The organism is Mesorhizobium sp. SP-1A, assembly GCF_032460275.1.
GTDB lineage: Bacteria > Pseudomonadota > Alphaproteobacteria > Rhizobiales > Rhizobiaceae > Mesorhizobium.
Map to the genome: position 1 here is coordinate 994,174 of NZ_JAVXZD010000002.1, position 22,229 is coordinate 1,016,402.

Below are 22,229 nucleotides of genomic sequence, written 5' to 3' on the forward strand. Positions count from 1 at the left end.
CCCCTCGGTTTTCATCGAGAGGCCATTTTCATAAAACTCGATATTCGAGATTACGTGTCGATTTCAGCCAGCTCTGAATTGGACACTACAAAGGCCTTGCGCTCAGCGACGTCATCGCCCATCAACGTTGAGACGATTTCGTCCGCCCGAGCTGCGTCCTCAACAGTGACTCGCAATAGAACGCGATTTTCAGGGTTCAAGGTCGTATCCCACAGCTGTTCTGCGTTCATTTCACCAAGGCCCTTATAACGCTGAATCTTAATGTCCTTCTGACCAAGAGCTTCGGCCTTCTTGTAGAGGTCTGCAGGGCCAAGAATACGCGTTTCTTTGCCACTGCCGTCGATCAGGGTTGCACCAGGACCATAGACACTCACCAGCTTGTCGCGGCGACGGTGAAGAGCGGTGCCGACTGACGTTTCAGTGATAGAGCTGTTGATCGTGAAATAGTTGGTCACGCCGCGCTGTGTCCGGCTGATCTTGATGCCCGTTTCCGTAGCTTCACCAGCCCAGCGAGTACGCTCTGTGTTCGCTTCGAGAACCTGCGCAAGCCAGCCACTGATATTCGCGCGATCATCCTCTTCCTCATAGGCAGCGGGATCAAGGAAACCGCAAACTGCAAGCGCGTTGGCGACATCGGTATTTCCGGTGAAGTTTTCCAACGATGCAATTTGAGCAGCCTCGTCAGCGGAAGAAAGAGCCAGCTTCACGAGAGCTTCGCCGTCGATCTCCTTGCCGTCAGCAAGAACGAGCTTAGCGCCTTCCAGACCAGACGACAGGATGTGCTTATCCAACGCGGCCTTATCTGCAAGGTAGATCGACTTCTTGCCCTTCGTGACCATGAACAGCGGAGGCTGTGCGACATAGATGTAACCGAGGTCGAGAAGGTCACGCATGTAGCGATAGAAGAACGTCAGTAAGAGAGTTCTAATGTGTTCGCCGTCGACGTCAGCGTCGGTCATGATGACGATCTTGTGGTAACGCACTTTTTCAGGCTTGAAGTGTTCAGTACCAAGCCCGCAACCGAGCGCGGTGATGAGCGTGCCGATCTGTTCAGATTGCATAATACGATCAAGACGAACGCGCTCGACGTTCAAGACCTTGCCGCGAAGAGGAAGGATAGCCTGAGTCTTTTTATCGCGACCAGTCTTGGCCGTGCCACCTGCCGAGTCCCCTTCGACGATGAAGATTTCTGACTTCGCAGGATCTTTTTCCTGACAGTCAGCAAGCTTACCAGGAAGGGAAGCAACACTAAGCGTGCTCTTTCTGGTCTGTTCGCGAGCGCGACGAGCAGCTTCACGGGCAACTGCAGCCGTCGCAGCCTTTTCAATGATGCCCTTGGCTTCGGCTGGGTTTTCATCGAACCACGTGGACAAGACATCAGAAACAACCGACTGGACAGCGGAGGTCACTTCGCTCGAAACCAGCTTTTCCTTGGTCTGAGACGAGAATTTCGGATCGGGAACCTTGACCGACACAACGGCCGTCAAGCCTTCACGGATGTCATCGCCGGACAGTTCCGTCTTCTTCTTCTGCGAAAGATTGGCTTCAGCATACGACTGAACGCTACGGGTCAGAGCAGAGCGGAACCCCTGAATATGTGTACCGCCATCCTTCTGCGGGATGTTGTTGGTAAAACCGAACACATTTTCGATATAGCCTGCGTTCCACTGCAGGGCCACGTCGACGGTGACGGTAACATTACGTCCACCAACGGGCACTTCACGCTCACCACGGCAAACGATTGGACGCGACAGCATAGATTCACGATGTCGATCAAGGTGGGAAACGAATGCCGACACACCACCTTCGTAGAAGAGTTCGATTGGCTCCTTACCAGCTTCACGATTATCAAAGAGATGGATGCGAAGACCTGAATTCAGGAATGCCAGCTCGCGCAGACGGCGCTCGATACGAGAAATGTCGAACTCGACGGAATCGAAGGTTTCCGGAGACGGAGTAAAGGTAACCTTGGTGCCTAGCTTGCCTGGTGCATCGCCAACGACGCGCAGCGGTTCAACCGTCACGCCATGTTCGAAAACGATGACGTGTTCCTTGTCGTCACGATAGACAACAACTTCCATACGCGTCGAAAGAGCATTAACGACCGAAACGCCAACGCCGTGAAGGCCACCGGAGACCTTATAGGAATTCTGATCGAATTTACCGCCAGCGTGCAGATTGGTCATGACGAGTTCAACGGTCGGCATATTTTCTTCTTTATGCATTTCGACCGGAATACCGCGACCATCGTCCGTGACCGTAACCGAGCCATCGGCATTCAGTGCGACAGTGACGAGAGTTGCATGCCCAGCTAGAGCCTCGTCGATACCGTTATCGACGACTTCCCAGATCATGTGATGCAAACCCGAACCATCACCCGTATCACCGATATACATACCTGGGCGCTTGCGAACTGCATCTAGACCCTTCAGGACCTTGATCTGATCGGCACCATATTCACCATTATCAGCTACAAGCTGTGGGTCGATCTGATCAGCCTGAATTGCGTCAATATCCGACATTTTTATTCCTTCTCTTTAAATATCCCAGATATTGTGACGACAATAATACGAGGCGTCAACAATATTGCAGAAAAAATGCGGCAGCGATTTATTTAAATGAAATCGAAAAAATATCGTTTGACAAGTGCTAGCCGACCATTCATAAAGGGGACAAGCGATTGGGCGGATGCCCGTCCATTCAACTTTGAGAGAGTACAATGCGCAACACGAGAACGACATGGACATGTTGGAGAACCTACAGGGGCTTCCCTGGAGGCGGAGACGTCTGTTGACTCGTTGAGCGCAGTTACCGCAACCAAAGAAGCCTCGAATGAAAATTCGGGGCTTTTATTTTGTCTGGAATTCAGTTTAGGGGTGTAGCCAAGTGGTTAAGGCAGCGGTCTCCAAAACCGCCATCGGGGGTTCGAGTCCCTCCACCCCTGCCACCGAAAGATAAGATGATGGTAAATAGACTTTTGGAGTTGATGCTTGAAGGAGAAACCGATAGCAGTATTCTTCAGGATGCGTGGAATAAAATGCAGGAGCAAAAGAGGCTTGCACTAGAAGAAATTGGTCAGAGAATACAGAATGGAGAACCTCTCACTGTTGACTTTGACTTGGATTAATACAGTAATAATGCCGAATTAGCTCAGTGGTCGAGCGGCGCTTTCGTAAAGCGATGGCCGGGGGTTCGAGTCCCTCATTCGGCACCAGAGGTCCGCTATAAAATGCGGATTCCGCGCAACCCTAATTAGTTGCGCCATGGCTTTTCGGGCGGTTGAGCCGGATAATCAACTGCCCCGCGAAATTATAACGTCGTGAGACGTCATGTGCCGTTGTAGCTCAGTTGGTAGAGCGCCTGATTTGTAATCAGGATGTCGCAGGTTCGACCCCTGTCAACGGCTCCATTTTTGGGCTGAGACTGTTGTAAAGGATAACAGGGGCAGAGATCCTGCCTGGCAGGAGTTCAATTCTCCTTCAGTCCACCAAAATCTGGCGTGCGGTCGTTAAAGGATTAAAAGCCTTTCCCCGCCAGTAGAAATAAAACTGGCAGCAATGCCAGTACGGCCTGGTGGCGGAGTGGTTACGCGGCGGACTGCAAATCCGCTTACCCGAGTTCGATTCTCGGTCAGGCCTCCAAATATATCTCTAGTGCATCCCATGCACTTTGGCCACGTAGCTCAGTGGAAGAGCAGGAGCCTTCTAAGCTCAAGGTCGCAGGTTCGAACCCTGCCGTGGTCGCCATCTTTTCGATTTGACTTATTCTTTCGGTTGCCCAACCATCAAAACACTCGGTCGGCGGCGACATTTCGATGAAGCGAAGCCGGAAATGACCTGGACGCCGGAAGAGTCTAAACCATTTAGAGTGAGGTAATCGGTTACCTCACTCTATTTATCGGCGGCAACTCCGTTGTCCTTTTGAAAAAGGAGCGGACACATGGCCTCAAAGAATCAAAACATCAATATTGTCGAATTGCTGGATGAGCATATCCGCCTCTACGCACCTGTGATGATGCAGCTCTTGGAAGAGTTTCCTGAGGTCGACAATGCGTACAATTTCATAGGCCGTGATGAACCGACTGCGTTGCCACAGGATGACGAACATAGAGGATATCACCTCGACGGATTTCAAGAGCGTGCCACCGAACTTATGAAGCCTCTCGTTAGTGCCACATTTGAAGTTCAGAAGCGCTGCAAGGCCACGAAGAGCATTAGAGAGCCAGTGTCCGTTCACATTTGCAAACTGAATGACAGTTTGATCAACATTAAGGCACACGCCACCAACAGAATGGGCGGACTTTATGTCGATAGGAACGCCTACGTGGCTCCACGTCACAAAGATTGCATAATCACCAAACCAGCTATTCTACGCATTACAACGCTTACAGCCGATAATGAAGTTGATCCCCTGAAGGCCGCATGTGAAATCGGACTTTCCGAAGCGGTGTCTGTTATCAAAAACACCGAGTGTCTTTTCAATGGAGAATGGATCGACAAAAAACAATTCGACATGTGGATAGCAGATTTTCCTGTTGATGAGGCTTCCAAGCCGTCGCCCAAACTGTGGTTTGAAACTTTGGTGATCGACGTAAAATCGGCTTATCGTCCAACTGTGATTTTCACATCCGATGAGCATTTTGGGCGGATGAAAGAAATGCTTGGAGAAGAATATGTTGAAAAGCTGGAGCCTATTTTGACGTCTGAGCTAGGCTTCAAGTTTTGAAACGTCAGAAACTTAAGAAGTTTCAGGGAATTGAAGCGCCATGGCTGCAGACGAGGCGAGCAAGCGTGTCGTGATAGCTCTTTATCTCGAAACCATTGACGCGATCATGGAGTGCATCAAGATCGATGGGTGCGGAGCCTCTGGACACCTTAAGCTCGTTCACGATCACGTGTCCGAATTTTCATGCTTCTTTGCAAACTGACGAAGCAAAGCCGCCCTGATGACCTCGTCATTTATCCGCAGTGATTCCTGCGGGTGAAGTCCCTTCTATCCAGTCGGAAAAATCTTTGACCAATGGCTCCAAAAGCGGCGCGACGTCCATTTTCGAGACCATCGATTTGTATGCAGGAACCTCCAGCAGCGCACGATGGCCAACTTCTGCACCGATCAGGTTGCCAAGCACCGCTGCAGTCGAGTCGCTATCTCCCGAATGGTTGACGGCAATCTCGAACTTTCGCTCCAAGGGCACGTCTGCAAGGGCGGCCAAAATAGCGATGGCAAGACATTCATGTCCTACCCACCCGCCACCAAGCACCTCAACGTGTTCAGGAGCAATGTCGCAGATCGGGGCGATCTTCATTGCCGAAAGAATGAGCGTTCTCATCAGGCCAGCGTTTTCTACGCCCCTAAGGTGTTCCTCAAGGCCAAAGACAGCTGCCTTCAGGCTTTCACCTTGAACGAGCCTGTTTATCAGCCAACTTAGCGACCCAGCAGGAATATACCCCATTGGGTGCCCATGAGTCATAGCGGCCGCCTTAGCTCCGAGCATGAAGCAGTGTGAAGGATCTGAAAGATTCAGGAAACCTATGGGGGCAACCCGCATGACGCCTCCGCACCCCATGGAGTCGTTTAGCGGGCGCTCAATGGTGCCAATAGCACCAGCCTTGCAGGCCGACAGGCAGGTCATTCCAGGTGCTCTGTTGGCCCTCATCAAATGGGAATGCCCTAACTGCCCAACAGGCACCTGCGAAGGGTTAGATTGCTGGGTTATATACCAATCAAGATAGGCGTCACGAATACAATTCAATGAGCGCTCTGCTGTGAGGCGATCTCCCCATCGTTGATGGGCCATCAAAAGACCCTCCGCAGTAAACATGGTCATTTGCGTGTCGTCACTAACCAGACAACGCTCCCAAGTTGGGAATACGAGTGAGATCGCACGCATGGAAACACCACTCGGTCCAAATTTTTCCCGAATGGTAGAAATGGAATCAAACTCTATAGCATAACCCAGCGCATCACCAACCGCCCCCGCATAAAGGCAGCCGTAGATACGGTCGGTCAATGAAAGAGGAGGAGGCAGTGAGGTCTCATCGTTCGGAGCAACTTCAATGCTGTCTTTTTTCTTGGACAAGAAGATTGATTTCAGTTTTTCAATCACGTGATGCCTCCGATTAGTGCATTCAATTTTACAGATTATCCCAGAGGGATCAAATTGCTCATTGAACTAACTGAAAAAATATGAGAAAGAAATGAGGTCTCCGTATTGCTGCGGCTGCTGAACCCATCAATTCTGGAGAACTATCATGAAAATCACTGGCATTTTGCCTGCGAATAGTCGCGCCCGTGTTTCCGGTTACGACGTTCACACTATCACCTCGTATAACGAGCCTGAACGGCACAAGAGGCTGGCGCTTGATGATCTGTCGAACGCCATTCCGACGCATGATGCGTTTGAACAAGCCGCAGCGGCAGTCAAAAGGATCGTGACCACACCGGACTTTCACGCTGGCAAGCCAGTTCCAGTCGGCGTAGCCATGTCCATTGAAGGCGCTGCGATGCCACATGTCATCGGCAATGACATTGGATGCGGCATGCGAATGGTCGTACTTAACGACGTCACCGAGGACGATCTGGCCGCTAGCGCTCTGGACGGCCATTTACGTCATGTCCATTTCCAAGGCGGTAGAAACATTGCGCTCTCTGGAAGACAGCGCCACGCAATCCTCAGGGAAGGCATCCCAGGGCTGCTGGAAGCGCTGGCTGTGGACGCCAAGGGGCTTCTGGACAACCTAGAGCTAACGTCCGCATGGAATGACGTCAGCAGGACCTGTGATGATGGCTTCTTCCCGTCCTCAGGCATTGATAGTGGGTTTCTCGACTACGGGAACCTCACTGACGGCTACCGTTACGATGCCATCCTAGGCTCAATCGGTGGAGGAAATCACTTCGTCGAACTCGGTGTCATCGACAAGATCGCAGACAGCACGTTCGCCATGACTGCTGGCGTAAAAGCTGGTGCCGTTGTCATGGTCGTTCATTCTGGTTCTCTGGATTTTGGCCAATACGTTGGCTCCACGACGAAGGAGAGAATGCGAGGGCTGGCTAGACACGGCGACCATCGCATTCTTTCTGCAGAGCACCATGCAGGCGAACTACAGCGCTTCCTCAACGGCCAAGCGAACGCTGTCAACATCGCTTTTACAAACCGCTTTCTGATCGGCCTTGCGACCATCCATGCCGTCGAGAAGTCACTGGGGAAGCAGGTGGACGCAAAATTGGTCTATGACGCTCCCCACAACGTCATCTGGTCGGATGGCAACACTTACATGCATCGTAAGGGGTCCTGCCCAGCACGAGGTCAAGGCTTCCAGCATGGTTCGCCTTACGAGTGGCTCGGGGAACCCGTCATCCTGCCAGGCTCCATGGGAGACGGAACATGGCTGCTCAGAGGACTTGGCAATGAGGAGACGCTACAGTCTGCAGCTCATGGAGCGGGACGACGCCTATCGCGCCAAGAAGCACGAGCCGAGGCCAATCATCCTGCTGACCTCCGGGTGATTACACCCATCGATCTCAATGCTCCTGAGGTGCGCTGCAGATCGGATATCGTTCGTGAAATCGTCGGCCGATTGAAGGAAGAATCTCCTGATGCTTATCGGCCAATTGAAAATGTTGTCGCTCCAATGGAAGACACTGGAATGGTCAACAAGGTTGCCAAAGTGCGTCCAGTCATCACCGTCAAAGGATGACAACTTGACGCACCCTTTCTCAACCTTGAAATCATTGGGTTTTCGGATTCGCATCGAGAAAAAATCGAGCCAAAAATATACACAAAGCCTGATTTATATCGAGCGAGTCCACCAATGTAGCTTTCCACGCTTGCGGACACTTTCCTTTGTGACATGCGTCGGCAGGTATACCATAGATAGTATGTGAGGCCTTCGCAGAGAAAGGATAAATTGTCGAAGGAATTTATGTAGGAATAATTCATTGTGGGCAACAAATTTTGCGTCCAATAATGACTTTCCTTTCGGAATCACCCCGTATATTCTCAACAAGATATAGAGAATACGTGATCTTTCCGAGATCATAAATTTCCCAAAGACATGGGGCATGAAAAACTTGGGTGCAAACCCTTGTTTGCAAAGCCTTTGTCTGCGAGCGCCTCAGGGTAAAAAAACTAAGACCAGATAGAAGGAAGAATGAAATGCAAATTACCGTTTATAGCAAGCCAGCCTGCCCTCAGTGCTCCGCAACCACCCGCGCTCTCGACAAGAAGGGCGTTGAATATGCTGTCATCGACGTTTCGAAGGACCAGGACGCCTATGCACTGGTAACTGGTCTCGGCTACCGCCAGGCTCCAGTCGTCATCGCTGGTGAAACCCATTGGGCTGGTTTCCGCCCTGACATGATCAGCTCGCTGGCCGCTTAAGGGGCTACGCGATGAGTATGCTCGTTTATTTTTCAACGAAATCCGAATATACCCATCGCTTTATTCAGAAGCTCGGTATCGAAAATTCCCGCATACCGATCAATGCGAAAGAATTCCTGATCGCTGAAAAACCTTTTGTGCTGGTCGTCCCCACATACTGCGATACCGCAGGTAAAGGGGCCGTCCCACAACAGGTTTTGAATTTTCTGGACCATGAAGAGAATCGCAGGAATATACGTGGCGTAATTGCTGCGGGAAATACGAATTTCGGTGCTCAATATGCAATTGCAGGAAACGTGATTAAGAGGGATTATGGTGTCCCGTTCCTTTATCGTTTTGAATTGATGGGCACGACTGAGGATGTGGCCAATGTCCAGAACGGCCTCGAAAGCTTCTGGAAGCGTTAAGTTTAGGAGAATGTAATGGCTAGTGAAAATGAAATCGATTATTTTGGCCTGAATGCGATGCTGAATCTCTTTGATGAGAACGGCAAACTTCAGCTCGATAAAGATAAGCAGGCTGTCCGTCAATATTTCCTTGAGAATGTGAATAGGAACACTGTCTTCTTCCACAATCTCACGGAAAAGCTAGCCTATCTCGTTGACAACGGATACTACGAAAAGGAAGTCTTCGAGTTGTACTCGGACGAGTTCGTCCATGAGCTTTTTGATTACGCATATTCTTTTAAATATCGTTTTACGAATTTCGTTGGCGCGTATAAATTCTTCACCTCTTATGCATTGAAGACTTTCGACGGCAAGCGCTTCCTTGAACGCTTTGAAGATCGCGTTGCAATGAACGCTCTGGCACTCGCTCGCGGCGATGAAAAGCTGGCCAAGAACCTCGTTCAGGAAATCATCACCCGTCGTTATCAGCCTGCTACGCCGACTTTTGCGAATGCTGGCAAGAAGCAGCGCGGCGAACTGGTCTCGTGCTTCCTGCTTCGTGTTGAAGACAACATGGAAGCTATCGGCCGCGCCGTGAATTCCGCTCTGCAGCTCTCAAAGCGCGGTGGCGGCGTTGCTCTAAACCTAACGAACCTGCGTGAGCACATGGCCCCGATCAAGCAGATCGAAGGGCAATCCTCTGGCATCGTCCCTGTCATGAAGCTTCTGGAAGATGCCTTCTCTTACGCAAACCAGCTCGGATCACGTCAGGGCGCTGGTGCGGTTTATCTGAATGTCCACCATCCGGACATCATGAAGCTGCTCGATACCAAGCGCGAGAATGCTGACGAAAAAATCCGCATCAAGACGCTTTCGATTGGCGTGATTATTCCTGACATCACGTTCCACCTCGCGTCCCGCGATGAGGACATGTACCTCTTCTCTCCGTATGATGTAGAACGCATTTACGGGATGCCATTCTCCGATATTTCGGTCACCGATAAATATTATGAGATGGTCAATAATCCGAACATCAAGAAGTCGAAGATCAACGCTCGTAAGCTGTTCCAGGCTATTGCCGAGATTCAGTTTGAATCCGGCTATCCGTACATCATGTTCGAAGATCATGTGAACGCAGCCAACCCGATCCACGGCAAGGTATCGATGAGCAATCTATGCTCGGAAATCCTGCAGGTCAGTGAAGCCAGCGAATTCAACAGCGATCTCTCCTATTCCAAGCTCGGCAAGGACATTTCCTGCAACCTCGGCTCGCTCAACATCGCCACGACAATGGACTCCCCTGATTTCGGTCAGACCATCGAGACGTCCATTCGTGCCCTGACTGCCGTTTCGGACATGAGCGACATTTCTTCAGTCCCAACCGTCGAACGCGGCAACAACGAGAGCCATGCCATCGGTCTTGGCCAGATGAACCTGCACGGCTATCTCGCTCGTGAACGCATCTTCTACGGCTCTGAAGAAGGCGTCGATTTCACGAACATGTACTTCTACACGGTGACCTATCACGCCCTGAGGGCTTCAAATGCCATCGCCCGCGAACGCGGCGTAACCTTCAAGGGCTTCGAGAAATCGAAATACGCCACTGGCGAATATTTCGATAAGTACACCGAGAAGGCTTGGGTTCCGGCAACGGAGAAGGTCAAGGGTCTCTTCGAAAAGGCTGGCATCGCCATTCCAACGCAGGAAGATTGGCTTGCGCTGAAGAAGCTCATCATGGAGCACGGCATTTACAACCAAAACCTTCAGGCTGTGCCGCCGACTGGTTCGATCTCCTACATCAACCATTCGACCTCTTCGATCCATCCGATTGTCTCAAAGATCGAAATTCGCAAGGAAGGTAAGATCGGCCGCGTCTATTACCCAGCTCCATACATCTCCGATGACAACCTCGAATACTACGAGGATGCCTATGAGATTGGGCCGGAAAAGATCATAGACACCTATGCTGCCGCAACGCAGCATGTCGACCAGGGCTTGTCTCTGACACTGTTCTTCCGTGACACCGCCACGACCCGCGACATCAATCGCGCTCAGATCTACGCGTGGAAGAAGGGCATCAAAACCATTTACTACATCCGCATGCGCCAAGCCGCGTTGGAAGGCACGCAGATTGAAGGCTGCGTCTCTTGCGCCCTCTAAGAGTTCGAAAGGAAATTAAATGACTGAAGAAACCAAGCTTTTGAGCCGCGTGAAGGCGATCAACTGGAACCGCATCGAAGACGACAAGGATCTCGATATCTGGAACCGTCTAACGTCGAACTTCTGGCTGCCAGAAAAGGTGCCGCTGTCGAATGACATTCAGGCATGGTCCACCCTGCGACCAGAGGAAAAGAAGCTGACGATCCGTGTTTTCACGGGTCTGACGCTGCTCGACACCATCCAGAACGCCGTTGGTGCAACCAGCCTTATTCCAGATGCCCAGACGCCTCATGAAGAGGCTGTTCTGTCCAACATCTCGTTTATGGAAGCTGTCCACGCTCGCTCGTACTCCTCAATCTTCTCGACTCTCTGTCAGACGCCTGACGTCGATGACGCCTATCGCTGGTCCGAAGAAAACGAATACCTGCAAAAGAAGGCTGCTATCATCCTGGCGAACTACGACGGCGAATGCCCGCATAAGCGCAAGATCGCGAGCGTGTTCCTGGAGAGCTTCCTCTTCTATTCGGGCTTCTATCTCCCGATCTACTGGTCCAGCCGTGGCAAGCTTACGAATACGGCCGACTTGATCCGCCTCATCATTCGTGACGAAGCAATTCATGGCTATTATATCGGCTACAAGTACCAGAAGGGCATTGAGAACCTTTCCGAAATCGAAAAGCAGGATCTTCAGGATTTTGCCATGGACCTGCTACTTGAGCTTTATGATAACGAGATCAAGTACACGGAAGACCTCTATGACGGAGTTGGCTTGACCGAAGAGGTCAAGGTATTCCTGAACTACAATGCCAACAAGGCAATGATGAACCTCGGATATGACGCGCTGATGCCGCCAGAAGCTTGTCGTGTGAATCCGGCCATCATGGCATCTTTGTCGCCAAACTCAGACGAAAACCATGACTTCTTCTCCGGCTCAGGTTCGTCCTATGTCATCGGCAAGGCAGTTGCCACATTGGATGAAGATTGGGACTTCCCTGAAGACCCACGCTGCATGCCAAGGCATCAGAGCAAGGCATCCGCCTAATATCAAATGGCCTCGAATTTCGGGGCCATTTTCTTTTAAATTGTCCTCATACATTTATTGGAGAATAATTTCGATATAAGCACAATCTGAGTTGGACCATGAAGTCCCCTAAGAAAGAGGGATATGTTTATATCCTTTCAAATCCAACGATGCCTGGGATCGTCAAGATCGGAAAAACCGTACGCACACCAGAAGCGCGCCTGAAAGAGCTGAATTCTGCCACTGGTGTAGCCATGCCATTTAAGCTGGAAACTGTTGTTGAAACAAAAAACCCATCTCTGACCGAACGGATCATTCACGAGCATCTATCTTCCCGACGTATTAACCAGCGCCGAGAATTCTTTGAGGTGTCGGTCAAAGATGCGACCAGAGTAGCAACACAAGCTGCCAAAAGAACACACAGCCGAGTCTATTCCGGTCGACAGCGAAAAGTGAAAAAGTCAGTACACATCGCCCAATCGATAGCCAGTTTCGCGATATTCACCTGGACTGCGATGTTTAGCCCAGCATTATCAATCGTCGGAGCCATCATGTGCACTTGGGCTATGGCAACGGGAACCCCGCGAACTCTATGGGAGTTCCTCACCTTGCCGTCAATTTTTGGAAGGTACTCAGCTACCGCATTTCTCTTGCTGGCTCTATACCCACCAGTAACAGGACAAATCGACGCCTCAAAATTTACGCGGCAATCTCTGCAAAATGAATATCAAAGGATGATTTTCATCGGCTCGCGCATCTGATGTCCCTTGCAGATGTGCAGGGTAATGTAAAAACGAATTTGGAGGGAAGCCGTGAAAACGCAGATCATTTACGACAACGATGGCAATATTCTTTATCAGGGTAAGACGCCTACGAGAAAGATATTTGTCCGCACGCTAATCAAAAAGGGTGCTTCCTTTGCCAATGCAAATCTGTCTGGCTTCGACCTCTCACGCACGGATTTGTCTGGAATTGATTTCGCTGGAGCAAACCTTGATTATGCCGACCTCAGAGGTAGCATCGCGGACAAATGTGTCTTTCGCGGAGCCAGCATGCGAGGCGTATATGCCTCTGGTATTTCGGCTGTCCAGGCTGATTTCACCGAAGCCAAACTCGGGAAATATGAGAAACGTGGCAACCAGCCAACTACGTTTCATCATGCAACCCTAACATCCTCTAAGTGGGACGGGGCCAGTGTGGAATACGTTGAATTTAATGGTTCCACCATGTCGTCCGCCTCATTCGTAGGCGCTACCGTGCGTAAAACAGATTTCTTTTCGTCCGTCCTTCATAACGTCGATTGGGTCGAAAGCAGCATCATCTCAAATAATTTCTCTAGGGCTGATATGACGCCAACAATGTCGATTGCGGGGAAACACCTGCCTGATCGCACCTTGCGTGCGACCGTATACGGCAATTTCTTCAGGGACACAGAGATCGGCGAAGGCAATGCCCAGTTCAAAAACGATAGGTTTTGGGGCAAAGCATCAACTTATCAAATCTGGGCCGCAGCCACTATTCTCGGCGGCATCGCACTGGATGCTGCCACATCTGGAGGAGCTACAGGCCTGTCGATGGCAGCGACAGCGGTCGGATGGGCTGGAAGCTCACTAATGTCAAAGATTGGTGGTGGCGCACTCGTAGTCGGCGCGAGTATGCTGTTGAAATCCAAACTGGAAGACTTCCTTAAAGACACCTATTCTGGAATTCATGCCAAGTGCAACTTGCAAATCAGAAAGGCATTTGCAGAAGCATATAATCGCGGAAAGAACCTCGAAAGCTTAGTAGCTGTGATAGCAAGCCGCTCAACTAGCAAGCTGATAGCCAGCTACATGAAGAATGCGGAAGACACCATCTTCAACAAAATCAAAGCGACGATACAAGGCGAGCTTGAGGTGATGATATGCGACCGAAAGTCTATGGCTGAGGCCTTGGCAAAGATGTGCGATGCTATGGTAAATCGTGCCCCGCCAGACAGAAAAATTGTCATCACGCGCGTCGAAGACAAAGATGATAACGGACCAAAGATTTTCGTCCTCAATACGGATGGAACTACCGAAGCATTTTGGTCTCATTCAGAACACGGTGAAGCGTACGTCAAATGGGACAAAAATGGCGAAAGACTAACTGGAGATGTCAATCCACGCTTGGCATGCAGCGAGGCCGAGAGAAACAAGGCCATGGATTTCTTCATGCGCATGATTATTCTCGATAACGATGTTCCGGAATTCGACTTCAACTCTGAAACGCACACAGTCAGAGCTGGTAGGGATGGATCGGCCGTAGTTTTAAGGAGATCGGACGGACGGCTGAGCAATCCTTATGGCCCTGTAATCCTGACCCCACAAGATGAAGCAATTTATCCAAAACCGAAGCACATCGATTTGACGCAGGTTGCCGAATCCGCCCGCAGGAAAGATGATGACGAATCCTTTGATGAGGTAAATGATAACGACAACAATCCATGCGAAGAAGAGTTAGAAGATAATTCCCCGACCGTAATGCGCATGTAATCAATGTAGAACATATTGCATTCAACCAGTCTCTGGAGCAATAATACGCAACTTATGTCTGGTTGACTGGAGTTACCATGAAGAAAGTCGATGTCGCTGCCTTTGATGAGGCTATCGCAAATGCCGACGTGGCCATAATAGATTTTTACGCCGATTGGTGCGGGCCATGCAAACAGATGGAACCCGCACTCCAGCAAATTGATAGCGAAGCCACGGCCGAAGTCATCAAGGTCGATATCGACCAAAATCCAGAGCTTGCTGTCCGGTTCGGTATTAAATCCATTCCTACATTATTACTGGCTAAGGACGGAGACATAATCGACGTCAAAGTCGGCACCCAAAGCGTAAATTCCTTACGGAACTGGATTGAATCTAGACCATAGGACATTCGAAGCGCCGAGGTCATTCCCAGCGCTTTTGTTCACCCGATTTTGCGGTTGAACGCATCAGCCAAAACCAGTCCTATAGTAATCAACTCCTGATTATGTGACGCCTTGTTAGGCACATCACTGCCAGCAATCGCATAGGCGCGTTCGAGGAGCTTATCTGCTGCGCCCCAATCAAGCTCAACCGCAGGAATGAGACCTTCGATCATATCAACGATCATGAACGGATGATGCTCCGCTCGCGTGGAATTAACCCACGCGTCCTGAACGTCATTTGCATTGATTTCCGGAATGGCTTTTAGAACGTCATCCGACAGCGTCCCGACAATTCCAGAGATATCTGCAGGTGACAGCGTCTCCACCCGACCTTGTCCGCCGAGATTGAAGACCATCTTCCAACGCCCGTTGGCATTGTTCACCTCAAACGACATCCCGCTCTTGAACCGCAATTTGGAGACAGCAGCTCGGAAGGAGCGATCAGCCTTCTTGCTGTTGCCGCGAGCGCGCGTCTGAGCCGCAAATGCGACGGCACCGCCGACAGGGGAAAAGGAGGGTAGAGTGTCAGGGATGGCTTCACCTTTGACCGCCAAGCCAACCAGGTAGGTGAAGAGTGGCGGAATCGCATTTCCAGCCATCTTCACGCGATCCGTCTGGCTCTTTGCTGGAAATTGGTAACTCAATGGGAAAGACTGCGCGGCGGCCATCTCTCTCGCCGTCAGTAGACGATATCCGCCTTTGCCATCTGGAACGACAATGCTCTCGCGAGAGACTTTGGTGCAGGTTGCCGTGACGGTGCGTGCGGTAGCATCTGGAACGTCAGGGAAAGCCATATCGTTGTAGATAGGATGGTTTTGCTTCTTCTCCCTATTAATGCGCTCCTCCTCCCATGTGAGTGACGCGCCTGGATCGTTGTCCGTAACGTTGGAGCACAAATAGCCCCAGACTGGATCTACGCCACTGGCGCAGCCTTCAACGATCTCTGCTAGCGTCGGAGCACGACGGCCGCGCAGCGCGAGAAGAGCTTCACGAGGGTAGCGCCCCGCGATGCATCGACGGCGGCGCTGTGGAACACCCCAATCCGACATGTCAAAGACATCGATTGACGCAAACAAGTCCGCGAATTCGGCAAGAGAGCCGTCCTCTCTCAGTTCAGACCGGAGGATGTCTGCAAGCCGAGGAACGTTCTCCATGACCCAGTATCGAGGCTTCTTTTCCCGAATAACACGAAGGAACGAACGAACATCCTGCATACCGTCATGAAGATCCCCGTTGCCACCCTTATTGGCATAGGAAAACTGTGTGCAGGGCGGGCTTCCTACGATCAAATCGCAGTCAGGCACGGATGTAGGGTCCATCTTTCGAATATCAATTTCAGTTTCTGAGGTCCCGAAATTCCACTCTCTCGTCCGATTGGCTACGGGCCAAATTTCAGCAGACATAACCTGCTGCATACCCGCAAGAGCCAAACCAAGCGACCAACCGCCACCACCCGCGTAAAAATCAGAAAAACGCATAATGCCTCCGTAATTAGATCTAGGAGGTCATTAATCCGCATATTTGTCCATCATTTTTCGAATAAATATGCCGCATTTGACGATTTTTATGTGGCAAATTATTCTTATAAAAAAGGACATATCGATGCTAGCTCCAATGACACGGCCGCCAAGCCGAATAAATAAGAAGCAAATTGTTGCCTATCTTGAGGAAGAGTTGGCGGCGGATGCCCATCGCCTGAGAAAGCACAAAAACATTACCCTTCAAGAATTCATCGCAGAGGCTGTAAACTCTGCTGCGGCTGCTCATGGACGACCGCCCTTACTGAAAGTTTCGAGAGTCCGGATCATCAATCGGAAAAGATCTGTCGCTAAAGCAAGTGAATCCGCAAGCCTTGCAAACTCACGGAATGGCAAAATCAGACTGGCTGGCTGGTTTGAGAAACGCGATGTCGAAAGAGTGGCTCGATTCAAGAGCGAGATGGGCATCAATATCGAGCGCCTGATAGAGCAGGGCATCCATTTGATGATCGATCAGGCTTCGGGATAAGCTGGTTGTCAATTGCTATCCAGATGCTCATCCTTATTTCGATGAACACTGGAGTATGAGATGACAAAGCTCTTTGAAAAACCAGAGGACTTGGGCGAGTACCTTTTCCGTATCACAGACAACGGCGGAGCTTCCGCTGACCGCTATACGGTCGTTTTCAGCGATGGCGATTATTTCGCTTTGTCCAGCTACCCATCTAGCCCTGTAGGCGTTTCGCAATCCGGCGAAGGAATAGACGTCAGCGGTTTGGCAGAAAAAGTGGAAGATGGTCAGGAAGTGGATCTAGCCCTTGGCGACCTTGAACCTCAAATCGTGCAGCACATTCTGGGACGCATCAATGAAGGCTGGCGCGAGTTCCTAGAGGCCGTAGAAAACAAAGAGCCTCATGCAGTGGCCGCCACGCGCGAGGATGCCTCCGAAAACGAAGGATTGCGCAACTCAGCAGGAGACGGTCTATACTGGACCGACGACGGATACATGATCAAGAAGGACGGAGACCCATCAGAGGACCTAGGCCCATATACAACGGCGCGAGAAGCTCTGATAAACACACTTCCTGACCACTACAGCCTTTCAGGACCGGAATACCATTCAACCGTCAATGATCCGAGTTCAATGGAAAAGTCCGAGGGTGCGGCAGAAAAGCTCGCTGAACTGGAAGCTAAAGTGAACGATCAGACGTCGAAGCCATCCTTCTAATGCTTAATTGGCTATCCGACATCTGAGGTTGATGCAGGGTCCTGATTCAATGCTCCGTACCTGCCGGATGCAATTGCATCCGGCCCAGCAGAGAAAGCTCCACAGGCGTTGACAGGAATAAATCCTGTCCGTTCGGGCATAGCCTGCCCTACGTAGTTTAATCCATAATTGCGCAGATTAAGCGCTGCGTTAAAGTCGCGATCCGCGACATTTCCACACGAGCCGCACCGATAGGTGCGCTCGTGAAGGCGGAGACGGTCTTCTCCGCTTCTGATGTTTCCGCAGGATGAACATTTCTGGGTCGATGGTTCAAACCGTCCGACCTTGAGGTGTTGTTTGCCCGCCCATTCAGCCTTGTAGCTGATCTGGCGAATAGCTTCACCCCATCCCGCATCGGAGATGGAGCGGGCAAGGCGCTTGTTTCGTACCATGCCCTTGATGTTGAGATCTTCTGTCACGACGACACTGGCCCGGCGCACAAGCGCCGTTGTCGCCTGATGCAGCGCATCAGCGCGATAATCGGCTACCTTGGCGTGGATAGCCGCCACACGTGCTGCTTGGCGGCGTCTGTTGGCGCTGCCCTTCTTCCGCCGCGCCAGGATGCGTTGCGCACGGCGCAGGCGCTTCTGTGCCTCGCTTAACTTGCGTGGATTGGCGACAACAACGCCATCCGAACAGACCATCAGCGATTTAAGCCCAACATCAACGCCGATGACTGCATCGGCCGAGACAGATGATGCGTCTATTGGGTCAACATCTTGTTCCATTTCGCACTGAACGACACACCACCATGTTCCAGCTCGTTGCGATACAGTCGCGGATAAAATGCGGCCTTCAGGCAGGCGTCCTGCACGGAACTTAACGCCCTGCTTCAGTTTCGGCAAAAAGACGCGATTATTCTCGATACGCAAACCTTGATTTACGACATAAAACGCTTCTCGCGAAACGCCACGTTTCTTGAAGCGCGGGAACCCCGCGCCTTCCTTGAAACATTTCTTCAAGGCCTGATCGAGATTCCTGCAGACCCGTTGCAATGAATTGGATGGTGCTTCAGCCAACCACGGATATTCCCGTTTAAGTCCAGGCAACAATTCCTGCATCTCAGCGCGGAAAATGAATTTCTTTTCTGCCGCATATTTCTTCTGCTGCAGGTCGAGCAGGTAATTCCACAACCATCGGCATGATCCAGCAAAACGAGAAAATGCATCCGCCTGTTCTAAAGTCGGATGCAGCTTCAGTCTGTATGCTTTCTGGATTAATGCCAATGCCAATGTTCTCTGGTTGTTCTAATTTAGAGCTGAACTCATTGGTCAGTTCTGTCAATAGATTTAAAATGTCACGTCAACCTCAGATGTCATATAGCCGCTTAATTTAAAGGAGGCCGCGAGCGGCACTTTGCTATCCACGGTCTTCCCTCTGAAAGGCCTATCTGCCTCGACAAATAGCAGAAGTCTTCGAGTAGGCCTCATCGGTGTCAATTGAAGCATGCCTTGCATTCATTTCCGATGCGACCTTATCCAATTCACGGTCAATAACGCCAGCAATCATTTGCTTTGCCTGGGCAACGACATCATTCTGGCTAGACCCGACAAAAGTCTTACCTGCCAATGAATTCGATACAGCCGACTTTATGCGAGAGCTTCCAGTAACGATGGCGTGCTCAATGAATGAAACATGCTGCAGCTCATGCTTGACCGTAACACGGTCGTCACAGGAGCCTTGAGCGACACCGGAAGCTATATAAACCTTGATAGGGTCTTTAGCTCCAAATTGAACATTAATGTCGCTGACAGAGCCGCAAAAACGGCCTCCAGATTGGGCAACAGATGTTGATAACTGCATCGAGTAGCTGAGGCCGCTCACAGTCAGCCCCATCATTTCTTTGTTCGAGCCAACGGATTTATTGCCAATTCGCTCAAGATTCCTACCGTCGACCGACCGATCAATCTGGTAGCCGCGATATAGCTGATCCACCTTGATCCTAGGTGCAATTGGATCGCATGCGGCCGCTGCCGAAACAGAAGGGAACAAAAATGGACATAGAAGGAGGAGAAATGCTTTTCGTTCCATGGACTTGCAGCCTTAAAAAGGATATATTACATCAACATTACCCGTGAAATAAACAGGAGGTCAAATATGAAGAATTCACAAAATCAGTACGCAGATGCATATTTCTACGACGAAGGCCTTAGGAAACATATGATTTCCACCTACTCGCTCGTAACGCAGGGCTTGGTCGCGACTGCTCTTACAGCTGCGGTCGTTGGCGGCACCAATCTGATGAATCTTTTCGTCACGGCAGAAGGTGGATTTACGGGCCTTGGTACAGCAATCTCGCTCGCACCATTGGCCGTCCTTCTGCTTTTTATGTTTGGCATCGTAGGCAAGTCTCTCGCCTCGACAAAGGCCGTGTTCTGGACCTTGGTTCTCCTGCTCGGCCCATCCTTGGCCGTGACCGCCTGGCATTACACAGGAGCATCGGTGATCAATGCAGCACTCGCTGCCATTGCCACCTTCATGGGGGCAAGCCTCTACGGCTACACGACCAAGAAAAGCTTGGCCAGCATGGGCGCGTTCATGGTGATGGGCCTTTTTGGATTGATTGCAGCTTCAATCATCAACATCTTCCTCGGCTCCTCGGCCCTGGATTTCGCTCTGTCCTGCATCGCAGTTCTTATCTTTACGTGTCTGACTGCATGGGAGACGCAAGAGTTGAAAGAGACTTACGGCCTGAATCTGCCAAGCGAAGAGACAGAAAAGCTGCAGTATCTCTTCGCTATCAATCTTTATCTGAACATCATTAATCTGTTCAGGGCGATCCTCAACCTGACCGGAAGCAGATAGTTTCGATTCCATCAATTGGTGAGATCATTCCGGAGGCGTTCATACGCCTCCTTTATTTTTGGATCGTCGCCTGATGGGATCAGAATAGACACCACTGCAATCAGGTCACCTTTTTCGGCGTCATCTGTATTTTTTCGCATTCCCATATCCTTCAACCGGATACGCCGACCTTGTGGCGTGCCGCTGGGAATGTTGAACGTATACCGTTCCCCATCAGGGCCAAGGGCATCTTTCTTCGCACCTAACACCGCTTCCCAGACATCGAGCTTTAAATGCATCTCGATATCCCTGCCGAGAACCCTGAAACGAGGGTCAGGCTTCAAAGCGATCAGCAGGTCCAGATCCCCTATCACATTGTTATCCAGATTAGAGAAGCCGTTCTCGACGACAAAGCTGTCGCCTGCCAAACAACCAGCGGGAAGGTCAATAACCAGTCCTGCACCAGCCTTAGTTCCGAAACCATGGCATTCCAGGCACTTACGCCGTGTCGTCTTTCCGCTACCCTCGCAGTGCGAACAAACGATCTTGATCTGCAATGGGCCTCTATCTTTATAGGCCGAATTCCCAGTACCGCCACAATAGGGGCAGGCGGTCGGCTGCTTCAGTCTGACAAATCCATCTCCATGGCAGGTGTCGCAATGACCGTGTGCATCATCAATTCGGTAGTGAACTCCATTCATTGCCTCATCAATCGTCAGATGAATTTCTTTTATCGAATTTACCCGTCTCGGAGACGAGCGATATGAATGGGTAGACGGCCGTTCACTTGCAGGTGATTCATCCAGATTTTCAAGGAGCTTGCGGTAAGCATCGTTTAACTCCTTGAACTTCCTCTCTAGAGTCAAATCGTGTCGATTGATATCAGGGTGGCACTCCTTCGCCTTTTTGCGGAAAGCGGCCGTTATTTCTTGCTTGGAGGCACCGGGTTTTACGCCTAAAATATGGTAAGAATTCATTTTCCACCTTAAATCGACGTTGACTGCAGCCGAGCCATGAGGCTATTTCGTCAACAAAGGAGTTTTCTGATGAAAATGCTAACATCAGCCTTGGCTATTTCTCTAGCCCTTTCTTCGCCGAATACATCCGTTGCAGCAGACGCTTTCAAAAAATTGTCCCCCGAAGATCGCAAAGCCATTGTAGGGGAGGTTGTTGAGTATTTTAAAGCCAACCCAAAGGAACTTGTTGAAGCCATAATGGAATGGCGACAAAAGGCAGAGACAGCCGCCGTGACTCCAAAATTCCCAACGCCAGTGTCAGGAAATCAGTCTGGTGACGTGACGATTTTTGAGTTCCCAGACTATGGTTGCGATGCCTGTAATGCGGTTTCAAAAATCATCGACAAGGTAGCGTCGGATGATAATGGGGTCGGCATTGTTCATCATGATCTCCCGAGAAGCGGTAACGTGATGGCCGTCCAAGCGTCTAGTGAGATAATTGCGGCAAATGCGGCAGGCGCAGATTGGAGGCACCTGAGACAGGCATTCCTGAATGAAGGAATTCAACCTGAGACCCGCCTGAAGGCACTTAATGACCTTGGTCTGGTGCCGCTGTCACTCGACACTCCATCGGCAGCGCTCAATATCAGAAGCAACAACGAACTTGCCAAGAAGACAGGCCTGCAATCACAGCCTGCAATAGTCATTGCGGTAGGCGACAAAGTCCAGGCTCTCAATGGAAACATCACCGAGGTGATGGTCCTCGATGCGATAAAAGCGTTGAGAGCGGCACACTCAAAGTAACAAAAAGAAAGGCTGGAATTTTCGTTCCAGCCTTTCTTTTTTAGATATGCCTCGCGCA

The 22,229-nt window shown here is 50.6% G+C and carries 19 protein-coding genes and 5 tRNA genes; 18 read left to right on the plus strand and 6 right to left on the minus strand.

What is annotated here, in order from left to right; all coding sequences use genetic code 11:
* Positions 1-50 precede the first annotated feature (50 nt).
* Positions 51-2,522, minus strand: coding sequence for a DNA topoisomerase (ATP-hydrolyzing) subunit B (gyrB, locus tag QU595_RS13905; protein ID WP_315922898.1), 2,472 nt, complete (start codon positions 2,520-2,522; stop codon positions 51-53).
* A 350-nt stretch (positions 2,523-2,872) separates the two neighbouring features.
* Between gyrB and QU595_RS13910 the strand changes: the two genes are divergently transcribed.
* From QU595_RS13910 to QU595_RS13935, 6 genes are all read left to right on the plus strand, one after another.
* Positions 2,873-2,947, plus strand: a tRNA-Trp gene (locus tag QU595_RS13910).
* 192 nt (positions 2,948-3,139) lie between these two features.
* A tRNA-Thr gene (locus QU595_RS13915) sits at positions 3,140-3,214 on the plus strand.
* Between the two features lie 119 nt (positions 3,215-3,333).
* Positions 3,334-3,409 (plus strand) — tRNA-Thr (locus tag QU595_RS13920).
* A 158-nt stretch (positions 3,410-3,567) separates the two neighbouring features.
* Positions 3,568-3,641: transfer RNA gene (locus QU595_RS13925), tRNA-Cys, on the plus strand.
* A 30-nt stretch (positions 3,642-3,671) separates the two neighbouring features.
* Positions 3,672-3,746 (plus strand) — tRNA-Arg (locus QU595_RS13930).
* 193 nt (positions 3,747-3,939) lie between these two features.
* A complete protein-coding gene (locus QU595_RS13935) occupies positions 3,940-4,725 on the plus strand; it encodes a hypothetical protein (protein WP_315922900.1) in 786 nt (261 codons plus the stop codon).
* Positions 4,726-4,954: 229 nt separating this feature from the next.
* Here QU595_RS13935 and QU595_RS13940 read toward each other — a convergent pair whose 3' ends face one another.
* On the minus strand, positions 4,955-6,106 hold the full coding sequence (locus QU595_RS13940; protein ID WP_315922902.1) for an ADP-ribosylglycohydrolase family protein: 1,152 nt from the start codon (positions 6,104-6,106) through the stop codon (positions 4,955-4,957).
* 145 nt (positions 6,107-6,251) lie between these two features.
* Here QU595_RS13940 and QU595_RS13945 point away from each other — a divergent pair, with 145 nt between their 5' ends.
* The 8 genes from QU595_RS13945 to trxA all read left to right on the plus strand — a co-directional run bounded on the left by QU595_RS13945 (position 6,252) and on the right by trxA (position 14,843).
* Positions 6,252-7,697, plus strand: coding sequence for an RtcB family protein (locus QU595_RS13945; protein WP_315922904.1), 1,446 nt, complete (start codon positions 6,252-6,254; stop codon positions 7,695-7,697).
* A gap of 458 nt (positions 7,698-8,155) precedes the next feature.
* Positions 8,156-8,380: a glutaredoxin-like protein NrdH gene (gene nrdH, locus QU595_RS13950; RefSeq protein ID WP_315922906.1), complete on the plus strand. Its 225-nt coding sequence runs from the start codon at positions 8,156-8,158 to the stop codon at positions 8,378-8,380.
* 11 nt (positions 8,381-8,391) lie between these two features.
* Positions 8,392-8,787 carry a class Ib ribonucleoside-diphosphate reductase assembly flavoprotein NrdI gene (nrdI, locus tag QU595_RS13955; protein ID WP_315922908.1) on the plus strand — a complete coding sequence of 132 codons (396 nt, stop codon included), beginning with the start codon at positions 8,392-8,394 and terminating at the stop codon, positions 8,785-8,787.
* 15 nt (positions 8,788-8,802) lie between these two features.
* On the plus strand, positions 8,803-10,926 hold the full coding sequence (gene nrdE, locus QU595_RS13960; RefSeq protein WP_315922910.1) for a class 1b ribonucleoside-diphosphate reductase subunit alpha: 2,124 nt from the start codon (positions 8,803-8,805) through the stop codon (positions 10,924-10,926).
* A gap of 19 nt (positions 10,927-10,945) precedes the next feature.
* Positions 10,946-11,968, plus strand: a complete 1,023-nt coding sequence (gene nrdF / locus QU595_RS13965) for a class 1b ribonucleoside-diphosphate reductase subunit beta (protein WP_315922912.1) — start codon at positions 10,946-10,948, stop codon at positions 11,966-11,968.
* Between the two features lie 98 nt (positions 11,969-12,066).
* Positions 12,067-12,708 (plus strand): GIY-YIG nuclease family protein, encoded by a 642-nt coding sequence (locus tag QU595_RS13970; protein ID WP_315922914.1) that lies wholly within the window; start codon positions 12,067-12,069, stop codon positions 12,706-12,708.
* A gap of 51 nt (positions 12,709-12,759) precedes the next feature.
* Positions 12,760-14,460, plus strand: a complete 1,701-nt coding sequence (locus QU595_RS13975; protein ID WP_315922916.1) for a pentapeptide repeat-containing protein — start codon at positions 12,760-12,762, stop codon at positions 14,458-14,460.
* Positions 14,461-14,537: 77 nt separating this feature from the next.
* Positions 14,538-14,843: a thioredoxin gene (trxA, locus tag QU595_RS13980; RefSeq protein ID WP_315922918.1), complete on the plus strand. Its 306-nt coding sequence runs from the start codon at positions 14,538-14,540 to the stop codon at positions 14,841-14,843.
* 38 nt (positions 14,844-14,881) lie between these two features.
* Here trxA and QU595_RS13985 read toward each other — a convergent pair whose 3' ends face one another.
* Positions 14,882-16,360, minus strand: coding sequence for a DNA (cytosine-5-)-methyltransferase (locus QU595_RS13985; RefSeq protein ID WP_315922920.1), 1,479 nt, complete (start codon positions 16,358-16,360; stop codon positions 14,882-14,884).
* A gap of 67 nt (positions 16,361-16,427) precedes the next feature.
* On the opposite strand from QU595_RS13985, the gene QU595_RS13990 reads away from it, so the two are divergent.
* Both QU595_RS13990 and QU595_RS13995 read left to right on the plus strand, forming a co-directional pair.
* A complete protein-coding gene (locus QU595_RS13990; RefSeq protein WP_315922922.1) occupies positions 16,428-16,889 on the plus strand; it encodes a hypothetical protein in 462 nt (153 codons plus the stop codon).
* Positions 16,890-16,949: 60 nt separating this feature from the next.
* Positions 16,950-17,588 carry a hypothetical protein gene (locus tag QU595_RS13995; protein ID WP_315922924.1) on the plus strand — a complete coding sequence of 213 codons (639 nt, stop codon included), beginning with the start codon at positions 16,950-16,952 and terminating at the stop codon, positions 17,586-17,588.
* A gap of 11 nt (positions 17,589-17,599) precedes the next feature.
* Here QU595_RS13995 and QU595_RS14000 read toward each other — a convergent pair whose 3' ends face one another.
* Positions 17,600-18,853, minus strand: a complete 1,254-nt coding sequence (locus QU595_RS14000) for a transposase (RefSeq protein WP_315922926.1) — start codon at positions 18,851-18,853, stop codon at positions 17,600-17,602.
* 160 nt (positions 18,854-19,013) lie between these two features.
* A complete protein-coding gene (locus QU595_RS14005; RefSeq protein WP_315922928.1) occupies positions 19,014-19,658 on the minus strand; it encodes a hypothetical protein in 645 nt (214 codons plus the stop codon).
* Positions 19,659-19,724: 66 nt separating this feature from the next.
* Between QU595_RS14005 and QU595_RS14010 the strand changes: the two genes are divergently transcribed.
* The gene (locus tag QU595_RS14010; protein WP_315922930.1) at positions 19,725-20,432 is read left to right on the plus strand and encodes a Bax inhibitor-1/YccA family protein; all 708 of its coding nucleotides are present in this window, start codon (positions 19,725-19,727) and stop codon (positions 20,430-20,432) included.
* An 11-nt stretch (positions 20,433-20,443) separates the two neighbouring features.
* Here QU595_RS14010 and QU595_RS14015 read toward each other — a convergent pair whose 3' ends face one another.
* On the minus strand, positions 20,444-21,388 hold the full coding sequence (locus tag QU595_RS14015; protein ID WP_315922932.1) for a DnaJ C-terminal domain-containing protein: 945 nt from the start codon (positions 21,386-21,388) through the stop codon (positions 20,444-20,446).
* A gap of 69 nt (positions 21,389-21,457) precedes the next feature.
* On the opposite strand from QU595_RS14015, the gene QU595_RS14020 reads away from it, so the two are divergent.
* Positions 21,458-22,171 carry a thioredoxin domain-containing protein gene (locus QU595_RS14020; protein WP_315922934.1) on the plus strand — a complete coding sequence of 238 codons (714 nt, stop codon included), beginning with the start codon at positions 21,458-21,460 and terminating at the stop codon, positions 22,169-22,171.
* Positions 22,172-22,229: the final 58 nt, after the last annotated feature.